Genomic DNA, 21,442 nt, shown 5'->3' on the forward strand with positions numbered 1-21,442 from the left:
GCTTAGAGTAGTCAGGAGACAGGTATGAGTGGCGCGGTTACAACAGACGCCGAGTTGTGTTTCAGCGCAATGGCCGGCGAATTTCCGGGGGCGCCTTCGATGGAGGCCCTCTGGCAGTTACTTTCCCAGGGCCGGATCGCGCCGATCCAGGCGATGCCGGCACGCTGGGAGCTGGACAGGCAGGCGATATTCTCGGCAAAGACTGGCGAGAAGGACCGTACTTACCTCGACAGCGCGTTTTGCCTGACCGACGATGCTTCGATCCCTTCGCGCCATGACGGTCGGCAGGTCGCCATCGGCAAGAAAGTGCTCCAGGCGCTGCTCTCCGAGCTGGCCGCCCAGGGCTCGGTGCCGGATACCGGGCGAACGGCGTTGATCGTCGCCACCTCCTGGTGCGACGAAAGCTATTTCGCGACCGGAACGACAACCAACACCGCCTTGCCGCGCGGGTTCACACCCGGCGAACAAGTGGCCGAACTGGCCCGCGCGCTTGGCTTGGGTGGGCCGGCGTTATCGGTGGACACCGCCTGCAGTTCCTTCCCTTACGCAATCGATATGGCCAAGGCGTTGCTCGACAGCGGGCAGGCGGACAACGCAATCGTGATGGCCCTCAACACCGTGCTGCCACCGGCGCTGTTCCTGGGCTTCTCGCAGCTGACGGCTTTCTCCGCCCGGGCCAGCATGCAGGCGTTCGGCGCGGACGCCGACGGGATCGTGCCGGGAGAATGTGCGGCGGCGTTCCTGATCGAGCCCGTCTGCGCGGCCGTGGCCGCCAAGCGCCAGCCCCTGGGTGTCCTGCGGGCTTTGGGCTTGTCTGCCGACGGTGCCGAAGGCTCGGTGTTCGCCCCCGGCAAGCAGGCTCAGTTCTCTGCCTATCAACGTGCCTATCGTGAACTCGATCCAGGCAGCGTGGACTATATCGAGACCCATGGCACCGGCACCCCGTTGGGTGACGCGACGGAGTTGGCTTCGCTGCATAGCTTCTTCACGCCCCATCGCCCGGCCGGCGAGAAGTTGACCATCGGCTCGATCAAATCGGTGATCGGTCACCCGCTGGCCGCCGCAGGAGGCGCGTCACTCGCCAAGGCCTTGATGATCCTGCGCCACAAGGGCATCCCGCCCCAACCCGCCTATCGGCCCAGCGCGAAAGTCGACGAGACTTGCCTGCGCCTTGCCACGCAGCAGGTACAACCCTTGGCCGAGCGTCAATCGGCGATCCGTATCGGCATTTCCAGTTTCGGCTTTGGCGGTGCCAACGCGCATCTGGTGGTGGATGAGTACGTTGCCGCCGAGCGCCCCGTCGCGGCCCGTGTCGTGCCAGGCGTCCTGACGCTGGACCTGGCCATTGTCGAGGCGGAAGCGGCGTTCGGAGCCTGCGATTCGCTGCAATCATTCAAGCAACAGCTCGACCAATCTGCCGCCCCGTCCGTGGCATTCCCTTATGGACGTTTCGTTGATTACAGCGGCGACGTGAGCCAACCGTTGTCGGGGAAATTCCTCGCCCGGGACCAAGTGATCGATATCGCCGGTTTCGGCATGGGCCCCAAACCCCTGGCCCATGTCGATCCGTTCAAGCTGTTGATCACCGATCGGGTCAACCATCTGCTGCGGCGTTTGCCAGGCGTGGCGGGCTCGCCCGGCACCGCCATGGTGATGTGCTGCAACATGGGTGGGGAACGGTTCAGCAACGCCTACAGCAGCGCCGAGCATTTTTACGCCCGCGGTCAGGGCACGCCGCCAGGTGTTGAGGTGACCGATGTGGCGACCATGCTGCCGAACATGCTGTCCGGCTACCCGGCGCAGATTTTCGATTTCAAGGGTTTCCATCAGACGCTGGCCGGCACACCAGGGCTGTTCTGGCATACCCTGCTGGCTTCGCCACAATGGTTTGGGCAAGGCATCTCGACGCTCCTGCTCGGCGCCGGACGCTTCATCAGTAGCGAGATCGAGATCGACCGTGCCCGGCGCAGCAGAGCGGTGCAAGGTGAAGGGCTTGGGCTGGTCGCCCTGCGTCCGTACCAGCCAGATGCCGGCGAAAAACCACTGCTGGTGATTCGCTCGGCGGTGCTTGCCCATGCCGCCGGTTCCCTTGACGAAGCCTGCCAGTTGGTGGGGAAAGCGACCGGCGAGTACCCGCATCAGCAAGTCTGCGAACTGGCAGCCGATGGGGTTCAAGCCAGCGGATCGCTTCGAGAGAAAACCGGATTCCTGGCGGAAGCCAGCGGCATCGAAACCTTGCTGGCCGTGACCTTGAATCCATCGGTTCACTCGGTGATCGAAGTCCGCGAAGCGGGCAAGCCATTGATGTGGCTGTTCACTGAACGGCTTCGGGAATGGGCGCCAGCGGCAGAGCCGGCCCCTGCCATCAAACATCCGTTCACGCTGCGGTTTGCCCATCCGGTGCCTCACTCGGCACAGGAAGTCGTTGCGCCGACACGTCCCGGCCATGTTGTCCGCGAACCGCAACACGACGGTGTCGACGTGCTGCAACTCAGCGACATGCTGACCAGCACCGTCCTGGCCGGTTTGCGTGTTCGCGTCCGCGCCATGGAAGGGCTTTTCGCCTTGCAGCGGGGAACCGGATCCCAGCGGCCGAGCAACTGGCAACGGCGTGGGCAAAACACCGTGATCACGCACATCCAGCGCGACTCGCGGTCGCTGCGCGCCGAGCTGGTGGTGGACGAAGCACACCCCTACTTCTTCGATCATCCGCTGGATCACGTCCCCGGCATCCTCCTGCTCGAAGGCGTCATGCAACTGGCTGAGCTGGCCATGCCTTCACTCAACGGACGGGTTGCCTACGTCGAGACGCTGAGCATCAGATTCCAGCAGTACGTGCAAAAGGAAGGGACCATCGAGCTGCACCTGGAACAAGAGCAGGACGCCCTCTTCCAGGCCAACGTGTTCCAGGGCGGCAAGCTGATGTGCACCTGCGCCCTGGGATTGGCCTACAGCTCGGCCTTCGAAATCTCACCACCGGGCGAATTCACGGCCCGTCGTTGTGGCAACAAGGCCCTGTTGCACAAGGCCAGGGAGGAAAACGTCATCGTCAGCGACATGAGCGGCGTTGCCCAAGGGTTGAGTGTCGATACGATCAAGCTGCCGGATGGGCATTTTTTCCATGAAGGCGACCCCGCGCATTTTTCGATGGTGTATTTCCTCGAAGTCGCGCGCCAATGCTACATGCAGATCGCCCACGGCCACTTGCGGATCCCATTGAATACGCCGATGAACCTGTTGACCCTGAGCTTCACCCTCGACAAGCCAATCCCCAGGAACAGCCCACTCTCGCTTGCGCCGCAGGCCGACGTTGTTGCGCAGCTGCAATCCTTCAAGACCAACCGCATCCATATCGACCTATTCAACCAGGGCGAGAAAATCGGCCAGGCCAACATCACTGCCCAGGTGCTGAGCCACACCGCGCCGGCAGCCTGAGAGGCGAGGAAACCCCATGAACGATGTCACCGTGAAACGCATAGTCAAATCGCCGCCTGCGCTTATCTGGAATATCTGGAGCGACTTCCCGCAAGCGCCACTGTGGGACACCGATGTACGCCGTTGCGAACTCGATGGCCCGTTCCAGGCCGGAACGCTTGGCAAGTGCGTCCTGAAAAATGGCCTGCAAATGCCATTGAAACTGGAGGGCGTGGAGTTCCAGGAAAGCTACCGCAACAGCGCCAGATTGCTGTGGATGCACTTGGAGTTCGACCACCGGATGCGCCGGCTTTCACCCGGCGAAACCCAGGTCATCCATACCGCCAGCATCACCGGCCCCTTGAGTTTCCTGTACCGGGGGCTGGTGCGAAAAGCCTTGGCTGCGGCGATGACCACTGCACTCGACAACCTGGCCGCGCTCGCTGAGCGGCGTGCCGACACCAGCGGCACGCCCGCAAGCGAGAAACCGCAAAGCCATCTGCACCTTGTATGACGCAACGTCGGGCGTTGCGACGATAGCGCTGGCGCCCGCTGATCTTTTTGATAACGGAACACTTCGGACCGAGCATGAACCTACTGAAAAACACTCAATACCTGGCGATGGGCATCATTGGCTTGGGCGCTGTCGTGCCGGCATTGAGCTGCGCCGATGCGCTTGGCCCCTACGCCAGCCTGATGGCCGGCATGAACTGGGTATCGGCGCAGGACTTGAACCAGAACGACCTGGATTTCGTCGAGATGGAATTCAATCAGCCGCTCGACTCCGGCTACGCCACCGGGCTGGCCCTGGGCTGGCGATTCCCGGTCGGGCTGCGGCCCGAAATCGAACTGAGCTATCGCAAGAACACCCTGACCCAATTCAATAATCGCGTCTATGAAGGCGGCGGGAGCATCGACGGCAAGGGCGAAGAGGAAGCCACGAGCCTGATGGCCAACCTTTGGTACGACGTCTTGGACCTTCCTGCGCCGTTCGACCGGTTTACCCCGTACATCGGCGGCGGCCTGGGCTATGCCACCTTGACGGTCAGCGGCCTGGAGGCCGGGGGCGTCGAGTTCGGCGGAACCCATCGCGACACGGTGTCGGCTTATCAACTGGGCGCAGGAGTCGGTTACGAGTTCACCGAGAACTGGTCCATGTCGGTGGATTACCGGTGCCTGAAAACCAGCGAAGCACACTTCGGTGACATCGAGCGCCTGCCCCAGGGCGACGTGAGCACCGAATACGAAGCCCAATCGGTGATGCTCGGCCTGCGTTACTGGCTCTGATGCGACAGACCGACGCCCTGCCCAGGCCGGGCGCCGGTTTCGAACCACGGCAGGTCAAGCCGCTGTGCTTTGCGTTCCGGGTTCGCCCAGCACAGCGGCGATCGTGCGTTCGCCCAACGCCAAGCCGACACTCATCCCCAATCCGGTGTGCATCAACACCGCAGTGACCCCCTGCGCCGCTTCAACAACACTGAACGGCCCAGGCCCGCGCGCGCCATAGACGCCTTGCCAGCGCTCCAATACGTCGATTTCGCCACCCAAGGTGTGCTGCGCCAGATCGATCAGAATACGATCCACCTGTTCGCCATTGAACGGTGAGATATCGCTGCCATAGACATGGGAATCGCCAATGATCAGGTCGCCATGAGGTGTCGGGCTGATGAGCAGATGCACCCCATGGGTTTCAAGTTCCGGTTGGTGCGTACGGATCTGCGTGCGGATCGCATCCGCTTCGGGCAGGTCGGCAAACGCGCCATAGTGCACGCAGCTCAATCCTGTCAGCAGCGCATGTCGCAAGGCCAAGGGCCGGCGTGGGCGCACACGGAGCATCTGCAGGCCGCACACCTGCGGTTCAAGCGCGGCGAGTGGCTCGGCCAGCAGCGTCTGGTAGTCATGGCCCGAGCACACGACGATGTGCCGCGCGGTGAAGCGTCCGGCACTGGTCAGCGCACGATGGGGCTCGACGTCGCGGACCAAGGTCGAGAAGTGGAATTCGACGCCCAGCGCCCGGGCCAGATAATCGACGATCTGCGGTATCGCCTCGCGGGAGTACAACTGTTGATCATCGAGGCCGAGCAGCGCAGCGCGGTGGTGGGTAAAGCGACCGTCGTACAATGCCCCCAACGCATCGCCGCGCAGCAATTCGGTGCGATAGCCCAGGGCCGCGCCTCGCCCGTTCACGAACGCTTCGAGCAACGCCTCTTCGGCTTCCGTCCGGGCAAACAGCAGCGAACCTTGCTGATGCAGGTGCAATCCAGCCGCCTGGCCGAGGCGCTTCCACAGACCGTTTGCCTCACGCGCCAGGTCCAGCATGATGCCCGGCGCCTGGCCGCCGACCAGGGCTTGGCCGAAATTGCGAATCGAGGCACCCAGCGGCGTATGGCTGCGCTCGAACACCTTGACCTTCAGGCCGCGCTTGGCACCGGCCCAGGCGTGGGCCAGGCCGAGAATACCCGCGCCAACGACCAGCAGGTCGCAGTCGTGCTCAGACATGAAAACTCCTTGGTAATCGAAATATCAGATGAGGCCCGCATGACACCGCCGGGCCCGGGGAAAACGAGGCGACCGGTTATTTGGCGACCGGTTCGGATTTACCGTCGTAACGCTTGCGCCACTCGGCCAGGATCCTGTCGCGGTTCTCCGAAGCCCAGTTGAAATCATTGCGGATCAGGCGCTGTTCATAATCCGCCGGCAGCTCCGGCAAGCGTTCGGCGATGCCCGGTTGCGCCAGGACGGCGAAGTTGGCCTTGTACAGCTCCATGGCCTCGCGGCTGGCCGAGAAGTCGGCGAGTTTCTTGGCCGCTGCCAGATTGCGGGTGCCCTTGACGATGGCGGTAGCTTCGATCTCCCAGCCCAGGCCCTCAGCGGGCAACACGATGTCCAGCGGCGCGCCTTTGCGCTTGAGTTGGATCGCCGGGTATTCGAATGAAATGCCGATGGGGAACTCGCCCGCGGCCGCCAACTTGCACGGCTTGGAGCCGGAATGCGTGTACTGGCCGATGTTGGCGTGCAGCTTGTCCATGTAGACCCAGCCCTTGGCTTCGCCGAACGTCTGCAGCCAGGCGCTGACATCCAGGTAACCGGTGCCCGACGATGCGGGATTGGGCATCACGACTTTGCCTTGGTACACCGGGTTGGCGAGGTCTTCCCAACGGGTGGGTTTGGGCAGCCCGAGCTTCTGCGCTTCCACCGTATTGAAGCAGATGGAGGCGGCCCAGACGTCCATGCCGACCCAGGTCGGCGGCGTGTCGGCGTCACGGTACTGGGCGGAAATCTGTCCCAGGTTGGCCGGGCTGTAGGCGTCCAGCAGGCCTTGTTGCTTGAGAATCGCCAGGCTGGAGCCGGCAAGTCCCCAGACCACATCGGCTTGCGGACGATCCTTTTCCGCCAGCAACTTGGCAGTGACGATGCCGGTGGAGTCGCGTACCCATTTGATCTCGATGTCCGGGTTCTGCTGCTCGAAGGCTTGCTTGTAAGCCTTGAGTTGTTCGACTTCGAGGGCGGTATAGACCGTCAGTTCGGTATTGGCGTGGGCTTGGAAAGCACAGGCGGCCAGCAGGCCGGCGGCCAAGGCAGTGCGTTTGGACATGGTACGGCTCCGTATCGGTCAGTGGGGCTTTCAGGCGTGGGACGGCAGTGCGCCGCGGGCCAGTCGGGTGTTGATGTCGTCGATCACAGCAGGCAAATCGGCAATCGTGTCGATCAGGTAATGCGGGCGGCTCGGGGCAAACAGACCGTCGATGCGCGTGCGCTCGGCCGCCAGCTGTTCTGTCGACAGGGCCTGGAACCGGTCCCAGTCGAGCCCAAGGAAGTTGCCGGAAAAACGCAGCGCCACCGTCCACATCCCTGCCCTGCGGCCTTCGAGGATGCCGGGCTCGGTGTCATCGACCTTTACACAACCGGCAACATCGTCCAGGCCCAGGGCGATCACATTGGCCAACGCCTGCGCCGGGCTTGGCCGGCCTCTGGGCACATCGTCGGTGGCGACCACGTGGTCTGGGCGGTAGCCCTTGGTCGCGGCCAATTCCACGACCTTGTCCATCACCAGCCGGGGGTAACCGGAGCAACTGCCGATCTTCAGGCCACGTTGGCGCAGTGCGGCAATGCTCTCGAGCGCGCCGGGGATCAGGTCCGAGTGCTCAGCGACCTTGGCGATCTGCATCGGCATGAAGCGTTGGTAGATGGCCGTCACGTCGTCATCGCTCGGCGCACGGCCGAACCGGCGCACAAAACGTTCGGCCACCGCCGGTTGATTGCACAGGGTACGAATATGGTCCCACTTGCCCATGCCCATGGGGCCACGGGCTTCCTCCAGGCTGATCTCGATATCGAAACTGGCGAAGGCTTCAACGAAGATCCGCGTCGGGGCGAACGAACCGAAGTCCACCACGGTGCCCGCCCAATCAAGGATGGCCGCTTGCAGGTGAGTTGGCGTCTGGTAGTGCATCAGAATCTCCAAGGGATATTTCAAAGACCCGGCGCCGGCTGGCGCCAGGCCTGGGAGCTACGCAGCAGGCGCCGCGAGAGCGCGGCAAGCAGCAGCGAGACGCTGGCCGAAGTCAGCAGAATCAGGGTCGACATTGCGGCGGCACCGCCGACGTTGCCGGCGTCGTCCATGTTCAAGACCGCCACTGCGGCCAGCACGCTGTCGGGGCTATAGAGGAAGATCGCAGCCGAGACCGTGGTCATTGCCGAGACGAACAGATAGCGGATGATGTCCAGCAGCGCCGGCAGGCACATCGGTAGGGTCACCCGCACGAAGTGCCGCGCCAACGGCACCTTGAGTGCGAGGGCGGCAGCCTCGAATTCATCGTCGAGCTGACGCAGGGCCGCGCTGGCCGTCATCTGTGCGGTGGTCAGGAAATGAGCGACGGTGCAGACCACCAGCAGCGCCAGGCTGCCGTACAGATTGCCGAGCGGATTGCCCGGCAGATTGAAAAAGAACACGTAGCCCAGGCCCAGCACCAGGCCGGGGACGGCCATTGGCACAAAACTGAGCAGCCGCAGGATTCGGGTCAGCGCGGTCTGTCGGGTTTTCTCGATCAGGTAGGCACCGGTGAAGATCAGCAGGCTGCCGAACAAGGCACTGCACACCGCCAGAAGCAGACTGTTGCGATAGGCCAGCCAGCCGCCGGGTAGCTCGGAAAAGCCATAGTTGTCCAACGACAAGGACAAATCATAGGGCCAGAACTGCACCAATGAGGCGTACACGGCCATGCCGAACACACCGAGCAGCACGCAGCAAACCATAGCCGTCAGGCCCAGGAAAAACGCATCCCGCCCGGCTGACGGTCGAGGGTGATAGACCTGGGCACGGCCGCCCATGGCATCGCGCTGACTACGGCGCAGCCACACGTCCACCGCGAAACTGAGCACGGCTGGCAGCAACAGGACCAAGCCGATCAGCGCCCCGCGTCCGAATTGCTGCTGGCCAACCACCGCTTTATAGGCTTCCAGGGCCAATACCTGATAGTCACCGCCAACGGTCACCGGCACGCCGAAGTCGGTGATGCACAGGGTGAACACCAGGCAGAAGGCGGCGAATACACCCTGCCGGCTACCGGGCCAGGTGATGCTGCGAAACGCCCGCCAAGGAGACGCGCCCATGCTCGACGCCGCATCGAACAGCCGCGCATCCGCCAGCGCCAATGCCGACATCAACACCATCAGTGCATGGGGAAAGGTGTAGATCGCCTGTCCGAGGACAATGCCCCAGAATCCGTAGATGTTTTCAGCCATGAGGTCACGCAGCAGTCCCTGGTTACCGAACAGGTAGATCAGCGCGATTCCCGGCAGCATCGACGGGGCCAGCAGCGGCAGCAGCGAAATGCCCCGCCATAAAGGCTTTGCGGCGATGCAGGTGCGCTGCAAGGCATAGGCGAACGCGTAAGCCAGCGGCACCACGATCATCGCAACGGTCATGGAAGCCGTCAGGCTGTTACCCAACAGCCAACGGAAATTCGCACTGGCGAACAACGCCAGCGCCGCATCCAGCCCCCCGCCCTGGCTCGCATCACCACTGAAGGCACGCCACAACATGGAAAGCAGCGGCAACAGGACTGCCACCACCAGCAACATCAGCAGCAACCATTGGCCGCCGCGAACAAACAGGCGATCGGCGAAATCACCGGTCACCTGTCGCGGTTGAAACACGGCCGGCTTGAGGGTCATCGTGATGTCCATATCAAGCGAACACCTGCAGGCAATGGGGCGGCAGCGCAACGCTCATTTGCGCGCCACTCAACGCGGGCATGGCGTGCGGTTCCAACTCAGCCAGCAAACCATGGCCTGGCAGCGCGTCGAGTTCGAAGCTCAGGCGGCAACGATTGCCGAGGAACGTCAGCTCCCGCAGTTGCGCGTCGAACAGATTGGCTTCAGGTGTCGAGGGATTGATCCGCACCGCTTCCGGACGGCAGAACAGACGCCCGCGAGGATGGATGTCATTACCTTGCACGGTGAGGTTCAGATTGCCAACCCGCACCTGCCCATCCTGGCCCCGCTCGAACGGCAGCCAGTTGCCCTGGCCAATGAAATCGGCCACGAAGGCTGTCGCCGGCGCGCGGTAGATTTGTTGTGCACTGGCGAATTGTTCGACGCGGCCCTGGTTGATCACCGCGATCCGGTCGGCCATCAGCATCGCCTCGTCCTGGTTGTGAGTGACCATCAACGTGGTGATGCCCAGGCGTTTTTGCAGCCCGCGCAACTCCGTACATAGATGCTCACGCACCCGCGCATCGAGGGCTGACATCGGTTCGTCGAGCAGCAACAGCGAGGGCGCCGGGGCCAAGGCACGCGCAAGTGCCACCCGCTGCTGCTGGCCGCCGGAGAGTTGACCGGGGTATTTCTTCTCGCTGCCACACAGCCCGACAAGGTCGAGCATCTCGTTGACCCGTCCGCGAATCGTCTCGCGGTTGTTGCCCGCCAAGCCGTAACCGACGTTCTGCTCCACCGTGAGATTGGGGAACAGTGCGTAGGATTGGAACAGGATGCCGTAGTCTCGCGCTTGCGGCGCCAGGCTGGAGACATCCCGCGCGCCGATCATGATGGTCCCGTGATCCTGCCGCTCCAGGCCGGCAATGCAGCGCAGCAACGTGGTCTTGCCGCAGCCGGATGGCCCGAGCAGGCAAACCAGTTCACCTGCGGCGATGTCCAGCGACACGCCATCCAGCGCCTTGAAGGCACCGAAGCCTTTTTGGATGTCGCGTATCTGCATGTCTACGGAGCGTGTGCTTGTCATGACGTCACCTCGATGAGCGGTTGGCTCGACGTGGGTCATGGTAGGCAGGCAGTACGAAGGCTTGATTGCAGTTGGCTAAAAGCTGCCGATAGTGCCATCGGCAAATTTGCGTAGCGGGCTCAGGACGCAGCCTTCTCTCGGGCCAGGCCCAGGAACGCCGACGGCAGCCGGGCCTGGCGGCGCTCCTTGAGGCAATAAAGGTACTCGGCGATCAGCGGCGCGCCTTCCAGCTCCACCACTTTGAGCTGCGGATTCTCCGGCACTTCATGACGGGCGATGATGCTGATGCCGATGTTGCGCAGGACCGCTTCGCGAATCGACTCGCGACTGCCAATTTCCAACAGTGGCCCTGTCGCCACGCCGGCTTCGCGCAGCAAGGTTGTGGTGAGCGCCCGGGTGGTCGAGCCTTTTTCCCGCATCAATAGGCAGTGCCCGGCCAATGCACCGGGTGCCACACGATCGTGGCTCGCCAGCGGGTGGCTGCGGTGCATCGCCACGACGAGCGGGTCGTGGCCCAATACCAATCGGGTCAGGCGAGCGTCTTCGACCAGTTGCGAGGACGCGGCCAGGTCCACGCGGTACTCCTCCAGCGCCTCGATGACCTGCAGAGAGTTGCCGATTTCAAGGGTCACCTCACACAGGGGAAACTGATCGCGAAAGCCCTTGATGATATCGAGCACGTAGTACGGCGCCGTGGCGCCAATTCGCAGCGTGCCTTGCACCTGGCCGCTGTTGCGCAGGAAAAACTCGATGTCGGCTTCCTGTTGCAACAGCTTCTGCACCATCGGCAACAACTGCGCGCCTTCGTCGCTGAGGGTCAGGCGCCGACCGCCGCGAAAGAACAGTTCGACGCCATACTGGGCTTCCAGGTTGCGGATCTGCGTGGTCACCGTCGGCTGGCTGAGCCCCAGCTTCTTGGCCGCCTGGGTCACGCTGGCCAGGCGAGCAACCATGTGGAAAGACTTCAGCTCGGCGCTGAGCATGATGTTGATGCTCCAGAAATAGGATGGGGGCAAGCGACTATAAAGATTTACCTGATCACCGGAAACGATCAAAATCGCCCCCACTCGTCTACCCTCACAACGCGCCCGGCACGAACGCCTGGCGCTTGAATATTCATGCTTCCATGCACCGGAGATTTTCATGCTCAAGCGTTCCCTGGCACTGGCCGTCGGTTTTACCCTGACTGTAAGCGCTGTCCTGGCGCAGGCTGCCGACACTCTGAAAGTCAGCGCGATTCCCGACGAGGCGCCGACCGAACTGCTGCGCAAGTTCAAGCCACTGGGTGCCTACCTGGAGCAGCAGATCGGCATGAAAGTCGAGTTCGTGCCCGTGAGCGACTATCCCGCCGTGGTCGAGGCGCTGGCCACCGACAGGATCGACCTGGCCTGGCTGGGCGGCTTCACCTTCGTCCAGGCCCGCCTGAAGACCGGCAACGCCATTCCGCTGGTGCAACGTGAACAGGACGCGCAGTTCACCAGTAAATTCATCACTGCCGACCCGGCCGTCAAATCCCTTGCCGACCTCAAGGGCAAGAGCTTCGCCTTCGGTTCGATCTCGTCCACCTCGGGCAGCCTGATGCCGCGCTACTTCATGCTCAAGGACGGCATCAAGCCGGAAACCTACTTCAGCCGTGTTGGCTATTCGGGCGCCCATGACGCGACCGCGGCCTGGGTCCAGGCCGGCAAGGTCGATGCCGGCGTGCTCAACGCCAGCGTCTGGGACAAACTGGTCGCCGCCGGCAAGGTCGACACCAGCAAGGTCAAGGTATTCGCCACTACCCCGGCGTATTTCGACTACAACTGGACGGTGCGCGGTACCCTGGATCCAGCGCTGGCGGCGAAGATCAAGGCTGCGTTCCTGGCACTCGATCCGGCGAACCCGAAAGACAAGGAGATCCTGGATCTGCAAGCCGCTAGCCGCTTCATCGAAACCACGCCCGAAAACTACAAGGGCATCGAAGAAGCCGCACGCGCCGCCGAACTGCTCAAATGACATTGCGCCTGACCCAGGCCAGCGTCGTCCATGTCAACGGCGCCCAGGCGCTGCGCGGTGTGGACCTGCACCTGCGTGCGGGGGAACAGGTCGCGATCATCGGACCGTCCGGCGCCGGCAAGTCCAGCCTGCTCAACGTCCTTGCCACCGCGCTGCGTCCTGGTAGCGGTGAGGTTGACGTGCTGGGCGAGCGGGTCTGGCAACTGTCGGCGCGCCAGCGTCAACGCCTGCGCTCGCGCATCGGGCTGATTCATCAAGCGCCTCCCCTGCCCCCGCGCCAACGCGTGATCACAGCGGTACTGGCCGGCAAGCTGGGGCAATGGGGTATCGGCAAGAGCCTGCTGAACCTGCTCCACCCGCTGGATATTCCCGGGGCACGCGCGGCCTTGGCGCGCCTGGACCTGGGCGAAAAGCTGTTCGTGCAATGCCAGCAACTGTCCGGTGGACAGTTGCAACGCGTCGGCATCGCCCGCGTGCTGTACCAGGCACCCGAGGTGTTGCTGGCGGATGAGCCGGTATCGGCGATGGACCCGGTGCTCGCCGAGCACACGCTCTCGGTGCTTTGCCAGCATGCCCGGGAACATCAGGTCACCCTGGTGACCAGCCTGCATGCGGTGGACCTGGCGCTTGCGCACTTTTCCCGGATCATCGGTTTGCGTGACGGCCAGGTACTCTTCGACTTACCGACCGAAGCGGTCGACCGCCGGCAGCTCGATATCCTTTATGCCAACGAGCAGCTGGAGTCGCTGTCGAGCCCGCCACCACCTTCGAGCGTGCAGATTCCGCGATGCTGAAGCGTGACGCTCGGGACCCCGCCGCCCGCCCTCGCCTGCTCCTTGGCCTGCTGGCCGTTGCCCTGTTGTGGCCGGGTATCCATTTCAGCGAACTGGACCTTGGAGTGCTGCTGGCCAGCGATAGCCAGAGCGAGATGGGCCGGTTCGTCGCCGCGTTCTGGCCACCGGCCCATGACGAAACGTTTATCGAACTGCTGCTGCAAGCCACGCTGCAGACGCTCGCCATTGCCACCGCTGGCATGGCCTTGGCCCTGCTGTTGGCCGTTCCCGCCAGCCTGCTCGCCAGCCGGGCGTTGTCGTTGTCTGCCGCGTACCGCGCTGGCAGGCCCGGCTATTGGGGCCAATGGTTGCGTTGGCCGGTCCGCGCGCTGCTGATTTTCCTGCGCAGCGTGCCGGAGATCGTCTGGGCCTTGCTGTTCGTCCGTGCCGTCGGCCTCGGACCGACGGCCGGGGTGCTTGCCATTGCGATCACCTACAGCGGCATGCTGGGCAAGGTCTACGCGGAAATCTTCGAATCCGTCGACCAGCGCCCGGCTCACGCGCTGATGCAGGCCGGCAGCGGTCGGCTCGCCGCGTTCTGCTACGGCATCCTGCCCAACGTCGCCGCCGAGTTGCTCTCATACACGGTGTACCGCTGGGAATGCGCCATCCGCGCCTCGGTGGTGATGGGCTTCGTCGGGGCTGGCGGGCTGGGCCAACAGATGGACCTGTCGTTGCGCATGTTCGCCGGCGGTGAAGTCGCGAGCCTGCTGTTGACGTTCCTGGCGTTGGTGCTGCTCGCCGACCAGCTCAGTCGCGTGCTGCGCTGGAGGTTGGCATGAATCGCCTGTTCAACGCGCTACTGCTTCTGGGCATCGGCGCAGCGGTGGTGGCGTCGTTCATCTATCTGGGTATCGACCTGGCCGTCCTCGGCGAGCACTCGAACCTCAAGCAGATGGCCGCGTATGCCCAGCGTTTCCTGACGCCTGACCTGAGCCCCGCCTACCTGAAAGCGATCGGCCATGGCGCGCTGGAAACCATCGCCATGTCCGCCCTCGGCACCCTGCTCGCGGCGGTGTTGGGATTGGCCTTGGCGCTGCCCACCGCCGGGCGCCTTGGCTGGCCGTTGCAGAGCGCATCGCGCCTGTTGTTGAACGCCCTGCGCGCGGTTCCGGAGCTGGTTTGGGCCGCGCTGATGGTGCTTGCCGCCGGGCTTGGCCCCAATGCCGGTACGCTGGCGCTGGCCCTGCACACCGTCGGCGTTCTCGGCCGGTTGTTTGCCGAAGCCTTGGAAAACACCCCGTCGCAACCCGCCGACGCCATCCGCCTCCAGGGTGGCAGCGCCCTCTCGGCCTTCTGCTACGGCACGTTGCCCAACCTGATGCCGCAACTGCTGGCCTACACCTTATACCGCTGGGAAAACAACATCCGCATGGCCAGCGTCCTGGGTTTCGTCGGCGCCGGCGGCCTGGGCCAGATGCTTTACGTCAGCCTCAGCCTGTTCCAGGAGGCCCAAGGCAGCACGGTGATCCTGGCGATGTTGCTGCTGGTCTTCACCGTCGATACGTTGAGCAGTTGGAGTCGTCAGCGCTGGGTCAAGGCTTGACCGTCAAGGGGTTCACCACAACGCCATCGTATAGCTGACGATCAACCGGTTCTCATCCAGGTCATTGCCGAAGTTCGAGCGCACCGTTGCGTTGCGCCATTTCAAACCCAGCCCCTTCAAGGTGCCGTCCTGCACCACGTAGGCAATGTCGGTGTTGCGCTCCCATTCCTGGCCCTCTCCCGGCGCGGCGCGCTGCACGTTGTCGCCGCTGATGTAACGGGTCATGAAGGTCAGGCCCGGCACACCGATGGCGGCGAAATTGTAGTCGTAGCGGGCTTGCCAGGAGCGCTCGTCGATGTTGGCGAAATCGCCGATCTGCACGAAGTTGACCAAGTACGGGTCGCTGCGGGAGATGTAGGGGAACGGATCGTCGCCGCTCATGCGCTGATAGCCCAGGCCGAACGCGTGGCCGGCGAGGCTATAGGTGAACAGCGCGCCGAATGCCTGGTTGTCAATCGCACGGAAACTGCCATCCTCAGCGCTGCGCGAATAGCGCACGTCACTTTTCAATGACTGGCCGTTGCCCAGGTCCAGGGTATGGATGAAGCCGAGGTAGTTCTGCTGGTAGATATCCTCAAGCTTGCCGTAGCGGTATTGCGCCGTGAGGTTGGGCAGGAATTGGTAGTCCGCCCCGGCGAGCTGGAATTTGTCGCTGGTGCCGCCGATTCGATTGGCGGTCATGTCCTGATAGTCGGTGGAGTCGACAAAATTGATTTGGGTGAGCTGCCCGGCGGTGAGCTTCAGACGGTCGATTTCCTGCACATTCAACAGTCCGCCCTTGAAGGTGCCCGGCAGCAGGCGCGTGTCGTTGGAATTGACCACCGGGTCCTTGATCTGCAGCGTTCCGGCTTTCAACGTGCTGTTGGACAAGCGCATCTTCGCCGTCAGGCCGACTTCTCCGTAGCGATCCTGGGAGCCGCCGGACCGGTCCGCCGGCAAAAGATTGGTGCCGGCGGTGCCACCGCCCGAGTCCAGTTTGAAACCGGCCATGGCCAAGGCGTCCAGGCCAAAACCCAAGGTGCCGGCCGTGTACCCCGACTCCATGCGCAACAAGAACCCTTGGGCCCACTCCTCGGCTTTGTCCCGAGCGCCCTCTTGCCTGAAATCGCGGTTGAAATAGAAGTTGCGGGCTTCCAGGCTGGCCTTGCTGTCGCCAATGAAATCGGCGTGGGCGATCGGTGCGCCGATCAGGCCCAGGCCGAGCAACGGACCGACGGGCGAACGGCTCCAACGGGTGTCGATGAAACGGGGCATGGCGTGCTCCTTTTTATGGGCGCGAACGATCCCTTCGGGGACGGCGTACGCGCCTCGCTTATTGTTTGGGGCAGTGTCTGTTGGGGGCGACGCACTGCAGGGTGCGTCGTGGGGCGGATTCTTCGCATTGATGCGGTCCAGCGTCAAACGGGAAAAAATCAGGCGCGGACATAAGAAAATTTGATGCGCGTCGAGCCTCGACCTGGAGTAACAATTGCAACCATAAGAACGATAAACGCCAAGAGAACCACCATGAACCTCAAGTTTCTCGAAACCTTCGTCTGGGTTGCTCGCCTGCAAAGCTTCAGCCTGACCGCCGAAAAGATGTTCAGCACCCAGGCCGCGATTTCCAGTCGGATCGCGTCGCTGGAAGACGAGTTGGGCCTGCGCCTGTTCGTGCGTGATTCGCGGGGTGTTTCATTGACGCCGGAAGGCATCAAGGTGCTCGAGTACGCGGAACAGATGCTCGAAGTCCAGCGCGCCCTGAAACAGTCGTTGGACAAAAGCACCCCGCAGCAGGGCCTGGTGCGCATCGGTGTGATGGACACGGTGATCCACACTTGGCTCAGCCCATTGATGTCGATGCTGATGCAGGCATTCCCCGCCGTTGAGATCGAAATCACCGCCGACGCGGCGCGCAACCTCTGCGATCAACTGCAAAAAGGTTACCTGGACATCGCTTTCCAGACCGACCTGGTCCGCCATGAAAGCGTGCGCAATCTGGAATTGGGGCATTACCCGATGCACTGGATCGCCGCCAGCCAATCGATTTACGCCCGACCCTATGCCTCGCTGACGGAAATGGCGAGCGAACGCATCATCACTTTCGTCAAGCAATCGCGACCGCACCAGGATGTGCTCAACCTGCTGTATGCCCATGGCGTCGGTACGCCGAGGGTCAGTTGCGTCAATTCGGTCTCGGCCATGACCCGACTGATACGCGACGGTTTCGGCATCGGCGCGTTGCCGGCGGCGCTGGTGGCCAAGCCGCTGGCCCGTGGCGAGTTGATTCAGCTGGAGCCCGGTGCGCCTCTGCCCCAGCTCGATGTCGTTGCATCGTGGCGCGCGGGCGTGGGGCTGGAATTGATCGAGAGCATCGTGCAGATGAGTCGACAGGTGGTTTGCCAATACGCCACGGACGTCGGGCCGCTGCGCATGGTGGCGGCGCCGGGGCTATTGAAGGTCGAATAACTTTTACTTGTCAGGGGGTAGCAACTTTCCTTGTTGGACGCCGTCGCCCGGGTTTTCTACAAAGGGATCTCTAACAAGAACCAATGGAGCCCCCACGATGGATTCATCAGCCCTGACATTCGAACAACTGCAGCAATGTTCACCGCAGGCCTTGCGCCAGAACATTGCGGCCGGTCGATACGACGGCCACACCAGCGGCCTGGGCCAGGGTCGGGTGCAAGCCAATATCGTCATCTTGCCTGGGGATTGGGCCGACGAATTCCTGCGCTACTGCACACTCAATCGCCAGGCTTGTCCCGTGCTTGACGTCACAGAACCGGGCGATCCTGTCCTGCGCAACCTGGGCGCTCCCATCGATATCCGCCACGAAGTGCCGCGCTACCGGGTCTTCGACCACGGCGAGTTGAATGAAGAGCCCTCGGACATCGAACACCTTTGGCGCGATGACTTGGTGACGTTCGCCCTCGGCTGCTCCTTTTCTTTCGAGCAGCCGTTGCTTGAGGCCGGCTTACGGTTGAGGCACATCGAGTTGGGTCGCAACGTTGCCATGTTCCGCACCAACATCGACACACGCCCCACCGCGCGACTGTCTGGCAAAATGGTCGTGACCATGCGCCCGATGAAGGCCGCAGCGGCGATCCAGGCGATCCAGATCACCGGGCGCATGCCCAACGTCCACGGCGCCCCGGTACACATCGGGGACCCGGCACTGATCGGTATTCGCTCGCTGGACGCGCCGGATTACGGTGATGCAGTACCGGTCGAAAGCGATGAGATACCAGTGTTCTGGGCCTGTGGCGTGACGCCGCAATCGGTGGTCCAGGCTTCGCGTCCGCCGCTGTGTATCACCCACGCGCCGGGCTGCATGCTGGTAACGGACCTCTGGAACAGCGCACTGTGACGCCTCAACCACAAGGAGATTTGATGGACAGCCCGCGACGATCTATCGAGCAGTACATCCGCGCCAAGGACGGCAACCGCCCTCACCTGCTGGCCCAGGCTTTTACCGATGACGCCACCTTGGACATGGTGGTCCGCACCGGGTCCATTTCGTTCCCGGATCACGTCGAAGGCCGTGGCGCCATCGGTGATGTGCTGGTCAGCCGATTCAACCAGACCTTCGAGAACGTCTACACGTTTTGCCTGGACGCTCCTCTCGAGACCAGCGCCGAGACCAGCACCGAGGCGTTCCAGTGTCGATGGTTGGTTGCCATGTCTGACAAGCACAGCGGTGAAGTCCGGGTGGGTTGCGGCCGGTATCACTGGCGGTTCATCCCCCAGTCGTGGTTGGTCGGGGGACTCACCATTACTATCGAACACATGAGCACCCTGCCGGCAACCGATCTGCCGGCGGTCATGGACTGGGTGTCGCGCTTGGCCTATCCATGGTGCAGCGTCCAGGCCGCCATGGACACGGTGCCGGACTCAACCAAGCTTCAAGACGTGATCCAATACCTGTCAGCCAGATGGGGCTGACCGGTTTGATTTCCCTGCGGTTTTCCTGGCTTTCCGTTTCGAGGAGCGGCACGACATGAACATCAAGTTCCTGGAAACCTTTGTCTGGGTTGCCCGGCTGAAAAGCTTCCGGCTCACAGCGGAAAAGCTCTTCACCACCCAAGCGTCCATTTCCAGCCGGATCGCCGCCCTGGAAGATGAAATGGGCGTGCGCCTGTTCGTGCGCGACCCCAAAGGCGTGTCGCTGACGTCCGAAGGCCAACGGGTGCTCGAATATGCCGAGCGCATCATGGACACCATGCAGAGCATGAAGGCGGTGATCAAGGATCCGCGCCAAGTACGAGGGCGGATTCGCATCGGCGCGATGGACACGGTGATCCACACCTGGCTCAGCCCGTTGGTGACACGCCTGATGGAATGCTACCCGGCGCTGGAAATCGAGCTGTCGGCCGACACTGCGAGCAACCTGTGCTCGCAGTTGGAAAAGGGTTATCAGGACATCATCTTCCAGACCGATATCCTGCGCCTCGACAGCGTGCGCAACACCCTCCTGACCCGTTATCCGATGCATTGGGTGGTGCGCACCGGCTCAGCCTATGACCGTGACTATGCATCGCTGGACGATCTGTCCCAGGAACGCATCGTGACCTTTTCGCGCAACTCCCGGCCGCACCAGGACATCCTCAACCTGCTGCACTCGGCCAATATCGTCTCGCCACGCATCAATTGCGTGAACTCGGCGTCGGCCATCACGCGCCTGGTGCGCGACGGCTTCGGCATCGGCGCCATGCCCGCAGCGCTGGTCCAAGGCGAACTGACCCAGGGCACATTGAGGCTGGTGGACGGCGTGCCGCTGCCCTCGGTGATGGACATCGTCGCGAGCTGGCGCACCGGCGCCGGGATGGAACGGGTCGAGGATATCGTCAGCCTGACCCGGGAAGTGGTCGACGAGTTCGTCGCGCAATTGCCCGCTCAGTACCGGTTGGCGGCGGATGCGGCCGCTACAGGCTGTCAGTGAACTGCAACATCCCCTCCCTATCCTGAAACAAGCGCACCACGGTGTACCGCCGGGTGCGGCGGCTCGGGATGGTCCAGGGAGTTTGCCATGAAGATCAGCGTGTTCGGCAGTGGTTACGTTGGATTGGTACAAGCCGTTGTGTTGGCCGAAGTCGGCCATGACGTGGTGTGCATGGACATCGACGAAAAAAAGATCGAGCACTTGCGCCAAGGCCAGGTCAGCATTTTCGAACCCGGCCTGGCGACGCTGGTGCGCGAGGGACTCGATGCCGGGCGCTTGCGTTTTACCAGCGACGAGCAGGTTGCCGTCAAGCATGGGCAGGTCCTGTTCATCGCCGTCGGCACGCCGTCCAGGGAAGACGGCTCGGCAGATCTTCGCCAAGTCCTTGCCGTCGGTGAGGCCGTGGCACGCTACGGCGAGCAATCGCTGGTGGTCGTGGAAAAGTCCACCGTGCCGGTGGGCACGGGCGATATCTTGCGCGCACACATCGACAAATGCCTGCTCAAGGCCGGGCGCCTGCTGCAGTTCGATATTGTCTCCAACCCGGAATTTCTCAAGGAAGGCTCCGCCGTGGCCGATTGCCGGCGTCCTGATCGCATCGTGATCGGCTGCGAGCGTGAAGAAGTGCGCGAAACCATGCGCGAACTGTACGCACCATTCAACCGCAATCATGACCGGATCCTGTTCATGGATGTGCGCAGCGCCGAGCTGACCAAATACGCGGCCAACGGCATGCTGGCGACCAAGATCAGCTTCATCAACCAGATCGCCGAGCTGGCCGAACACCTCGGTGCCGACATCGAGTCGGTGCGCCAAGGCATCGGCGCCGATTCACGCATCGGCTACCACTTCATTTATCCGGGGTGCGGCTACGGCGGCTCGTGCTTTCCCAAGGACATGCGCGCCTTGATCCACACCGCAGAGCAGGCGCGTTGCTCCAGTGACCTGCTGCAAGCGGTGGAAACCATCAATCTGCGGCAGAAACACAAGCTGTTCGAACGCATCAAGGCGTTCTACCAGGGCGATCTGCGTGGCAAGACCTTTGCGCTGTGGGGCTTGGCCTTCAAGCCCAACACCGACGACATGCGCGACGCCCCGAGTCGCACGCTGCTGGAGGCCCTATGGGCGGCCGGGGCCAGCGTCCGGGCGTTCGATCCCGAAGCGATGCAACAGACTCAGTTGCTTTACCCCAACGAATCGAAACTGATGCTGATGGGCACGCCTGAGTCCGTGCTGGCAGGCTCGGATGCGTTGATCATCTGCACCGAATGGCAGTCGTTCAAGGCGCCTGATTTCCAATTGATCCGGCAGCGCCTGAAGGCACCCGTGATTTTTGATGGCCGCAACCTGTATGACCCGGACCGCATGGCGGACAAAGGTTTTACTTACTTTCCGATGGGCCGAGGACAATCCTGCAGCTTGCCCATTGCCCAGCAACCTTGGTTGCGCGCCAGGATCGCCTGACTTCTACTTCAAAATAAATGCACTCAACC

At 62.7% G+C, this 21,442-nt stretch carries 19 protein-coding genes; 12 read left to right on the forward strand and 7 right to left on the reverse strand.

Annotated features, from left to right (window positions below):
* The first annotated feature begins 24 nt into the window (after positions 1 to 24).
* The 3 genes from J3P79_RS13420 (at position 25) to J3P79_RS13430 (ending at position 4,701) form a co-directional block, all read left to right on the forward strand.
* On the forward strand, positions 25 to 3,435 hold the full coding sequence (locus J3P79_RS13420) for a beta-ketoacyl synthase N-terminal-like domain-containing protein (protein ID WP_434611309.1): 3,411 nt from the start codon (positions 25 to 27) through the stop codon (positions 3,433 to 3,435).
* Positions 3,436 to 3,451: 16 nt separating this feature from the next.
* Positions 3,452 to 3,928, forward strand: a complete 477-nt coding sequence (locus J3P79_RS13425) for an SRPBCC family protein (RefSeq protein WP_434603146.1) — start codon at positions 3,452 to 3,454, stop codon at positions 3,926 to 3,928.
* Positions 3,929 to 4,002: 74 nt separating this feature from the next.
* Positions 4,003 to 4,701 (forward strand): outer membrane protein, encoded by a 699-nt coding sequence (locus tag J3P79_RS13430; RefSeq protein ID WP_434603148.1) that lies wholly within the window; start codon positions 4,003 to 4,005, stop codon positions 4,699 to 4,701.
* A gap of 54 nt (positions 4,702 to 4,755) precedes the next feature.
* On the opposite strand, the gene J3P79_RS13435 is transcribed toward J3P79_RS13430, so the two are convergent.
* The 6 genes from J3P79_RS13435 to J3P79_RS13460 form a co-directional block, all read right to left on the reverse strand.
* On the reverse strand, positions 4,756 to 5,913 hold the full coding sequence (locus J3P79_RS13435) for a TIGR03364 family FAD-dependent oxidoreductase (protein ID WP_434603150.1): 1,158 nt from the start codon (positions 5,911 to 5,913) through the stop codon (positions 4,756 to 4,758).
* 76 nt (positions 5,914 to 5,989) lie between these two features.
* Positions 5,990 to 7,009 carry a putative 2-aminoethylphosphonate ABC transporter substrate-binding protein gene (locus J3P79_RS13440; protein WP_434603152.1) on the reverse strand — a complete coding sequence of 340 codons (1,020 nt, stop codon included), beginning with the start codon at positions 7,007 to 7,009 and terminating at the stop codon, positions 5,990 to 5,992.
* A 30-nt stretch (positions 7,010 to 7,039) separates the two neighbouring features.
* The gene (phnX, locus tag J3P79_RS13445; RefSeq protein ID WP_434603154.1) at positions 7,040 to 7,867 is read right to left on the reverse strand and encodes a phosphonoacetaldehyde hydrolase; all 828 of its coding nucleotides are present in this window, start codon (positions 7,865 to 7,867) and stop codon (positions 7,040 to 7,042) included.
* 20 nt (positions 7,868 to 7,887) lie between these two features.
* A complete protein-coding gene (locus J3P79_RS13450) occupies positions 7,888 to 9,591 on the reverse strand; it encodes a putative 2-aminoethylphosphonate ABC transporter permease subunit (RefSeq protein WP_434611463.1) in 1,704 nt (567 codons plus the stop codon).
* 13 nt (positions 9,592 to 9,604) lie between these two features.
* Entirely contained in the window at positions 9,605 to 10,657 is a 1,053-nt protein-coding gene (locus J3P79_RS13455) for a putative 2-aminoethylphosphonate ABC transporter ATP-binding protein (RefSeq protein ID WP_434603156.1), read from the reverse strand.
* Between the two features lie 119 nt (positions 10,658 to 10,776).
* Positions 10,777 to 11,640 carry a LysR substrate-binding domain-containing protein gene (locus tag J3P79_RS13460; protein ID WP_434603158.1) on the reverse strand — a complete coding sequence of 288 codons (864 nt, stop codon included), beginning with the start codon at positions 11,638 to 11,640 and terminating at the stop codon, positions 10,777 to 10,779.
* 160 nt (positions 11,641 to 11,800) lie between these two features.
* On the opposite strand from J3P79_RS13460, the gene J3P79_RS13465 reads away from it, so the two are divergent.
* The 4 genes from J3P79_RS13465 to phnE are packed head-to-tail and all read left to right on the forward strand — an operon-like array spanning position 11,801 to position 15,031.
* The gene (locus tag J3P79_RS13465) at positions 11,801 to 12,652 is read left to right on the forward strand and encodes a putative selenate ABC transporter substrate-binding protein (RefSeq protein WP_434603160.1); all 852 of its coding nucleotides are present in this window, start codon (positions 11,801 to 11,803) and stop codon (positions 12,650 to 12,652) included.
* Positions 12,649 to 13,446: a phosphonate ABC transporter ATP-binding protein gene (locus J3P79_RS13470; RefSeq protein ID WP_434603162.1), complete on the forward strand. Its 798-nt coding sequence runs from the start codon at positions 12,649 to 12,651 to the stop codon at positions 13,444 to 13,446. Before J3P79_RS13465 ends, J3P79_RS13470 begins: the two co-directional genes overlap by 4 nt.
* Positions 13,440 to 14,267 carry a PhnE/PtxC family ABC transporter permease gene (locus J3P79_RS13475; protein WP_434603164.1) on the forward strand — a complete coding sequence of 276 codons (828 nt, stop codon included), beginning with the start codon at positions 13,440 to 13,442 and terminating at the stop codon, positions 14,265 to 14,267. The genes J3P79_RS13470 and J3P79_RS13475 overlap by 7 nt, the downstream gene beginning before the upstream one ends.
* Entirely contained in the window at positions 14,264 to 15,031 is a 768-nt protein-coding gene (gene phnE, locus J3P79_RS13480) for a phosphonate ABC transporter, permease protein PhnE (protein WP_434603166.1), read from the forward strand. Before J3P79_RS13475 ends, phnE begins: the two co-directional genes overlap by 4 nt.
* Positions 15,032 to 15,043: 12 nt before the next feature.
* Here phnE and J3P79_RS13485 read toward each other — a convergent pair whose 3' ends face one another.
* Complete coding sequence (locus J3P79_RS13485; RefSeq protein ID WP_434603168.1) at positions 15,044 to 16,285, reverse strand: OprD family porin; 1,242 nt, start codon at positions 16,283 to 16,285, stop codon at positions 15,044 to 15,046.
* 252 nt (positions 16,286 to 16,537) lie between these two features.
* Between J3P79_RS13485 and J3P79_RS13490 the strand changes: the two genes are divergently transcribed.
* The 5 genes from J3P79_RS13490 to J3P79_RS13510 all read left to right on the forward strand — a co-directional run bounded on the left by J3P79_RS13490 (position 16,538) and on the right by J3P79_RS13510 (position 21,413).
* Positions 16,538 to 17,476 carry a LysR family transcriptional regulator gene (locus J3P79_RS13490; protein ID WP_434603170.1) on the forward strand — a complete coding sequence of 313 codons (939 nt, stop codon included), beginning with the start codon at positions 16,538 to 16,540 and terminating at the stop codon, positions 17,474 to 17,476.
* Positions 17,477 to 17,573: 97 nt separating this feature from the next.
* Positions 17,574 to 18,377, forward strand: coding sequence for a putative hydro-lyase (locus J3P79_RS13495; protein WP_434603172.1), 804 nt, complete (start codon positions 17,574 to 17,576; stop codon positions 18,375 to 18,377).
* Positions 18,378 to 18,400: 23 nt separating this feature from the next.
* Positions 18,401 to 18,952, forward strand: a complete 552-nt coding sequence (locus tag J3P79_RS13500; protein WP_434603174.1) for a nuclear transport factor 2 family protein — start codon at positions 18,401 to 18,403, stop codon at positions 18,950 to 18,952.
* Positions 18,953 to 19,007: 55 nt separating this feature from the next.
* Positions 19,008 to 19,949: a LysR family transcriptional regulator gene (locus tag J3P79_RS13505; RefSeq protein ID WP_434603176.1), complete on the forward strand. Its 942-nt coding sequence runs from the start codon at positions 19,008 to 19,010 to the stop codon at positions 19,947 to 19,949.
* Positions 19,950 to 20,036: 87 nt separating this feature from the next.
* On the forward strand, positions 20,037 to 21,413 hold the full coding sequence (locus J3P79_RS13510) for a UDP-glucose dehydrogenase family protein (protein WP_434603178.1): 1,377 nt from the start codon (positions 20,037 to 20,039) through the stop codon (positions 21,411 to 21,413).
* The last annotated feature ends 29 nt before the right edge of the window (positions 21,414 to 21,442 follow it).

The organism is Pseudomonas sp. R1-7 (assembly GCF_051132105.1).
GTDB lineage: Bacteria > Pseudomonadota > Gammaproteobacteria > Pseudomonadales > Pseudomonadaceae > Aquipseudomonas.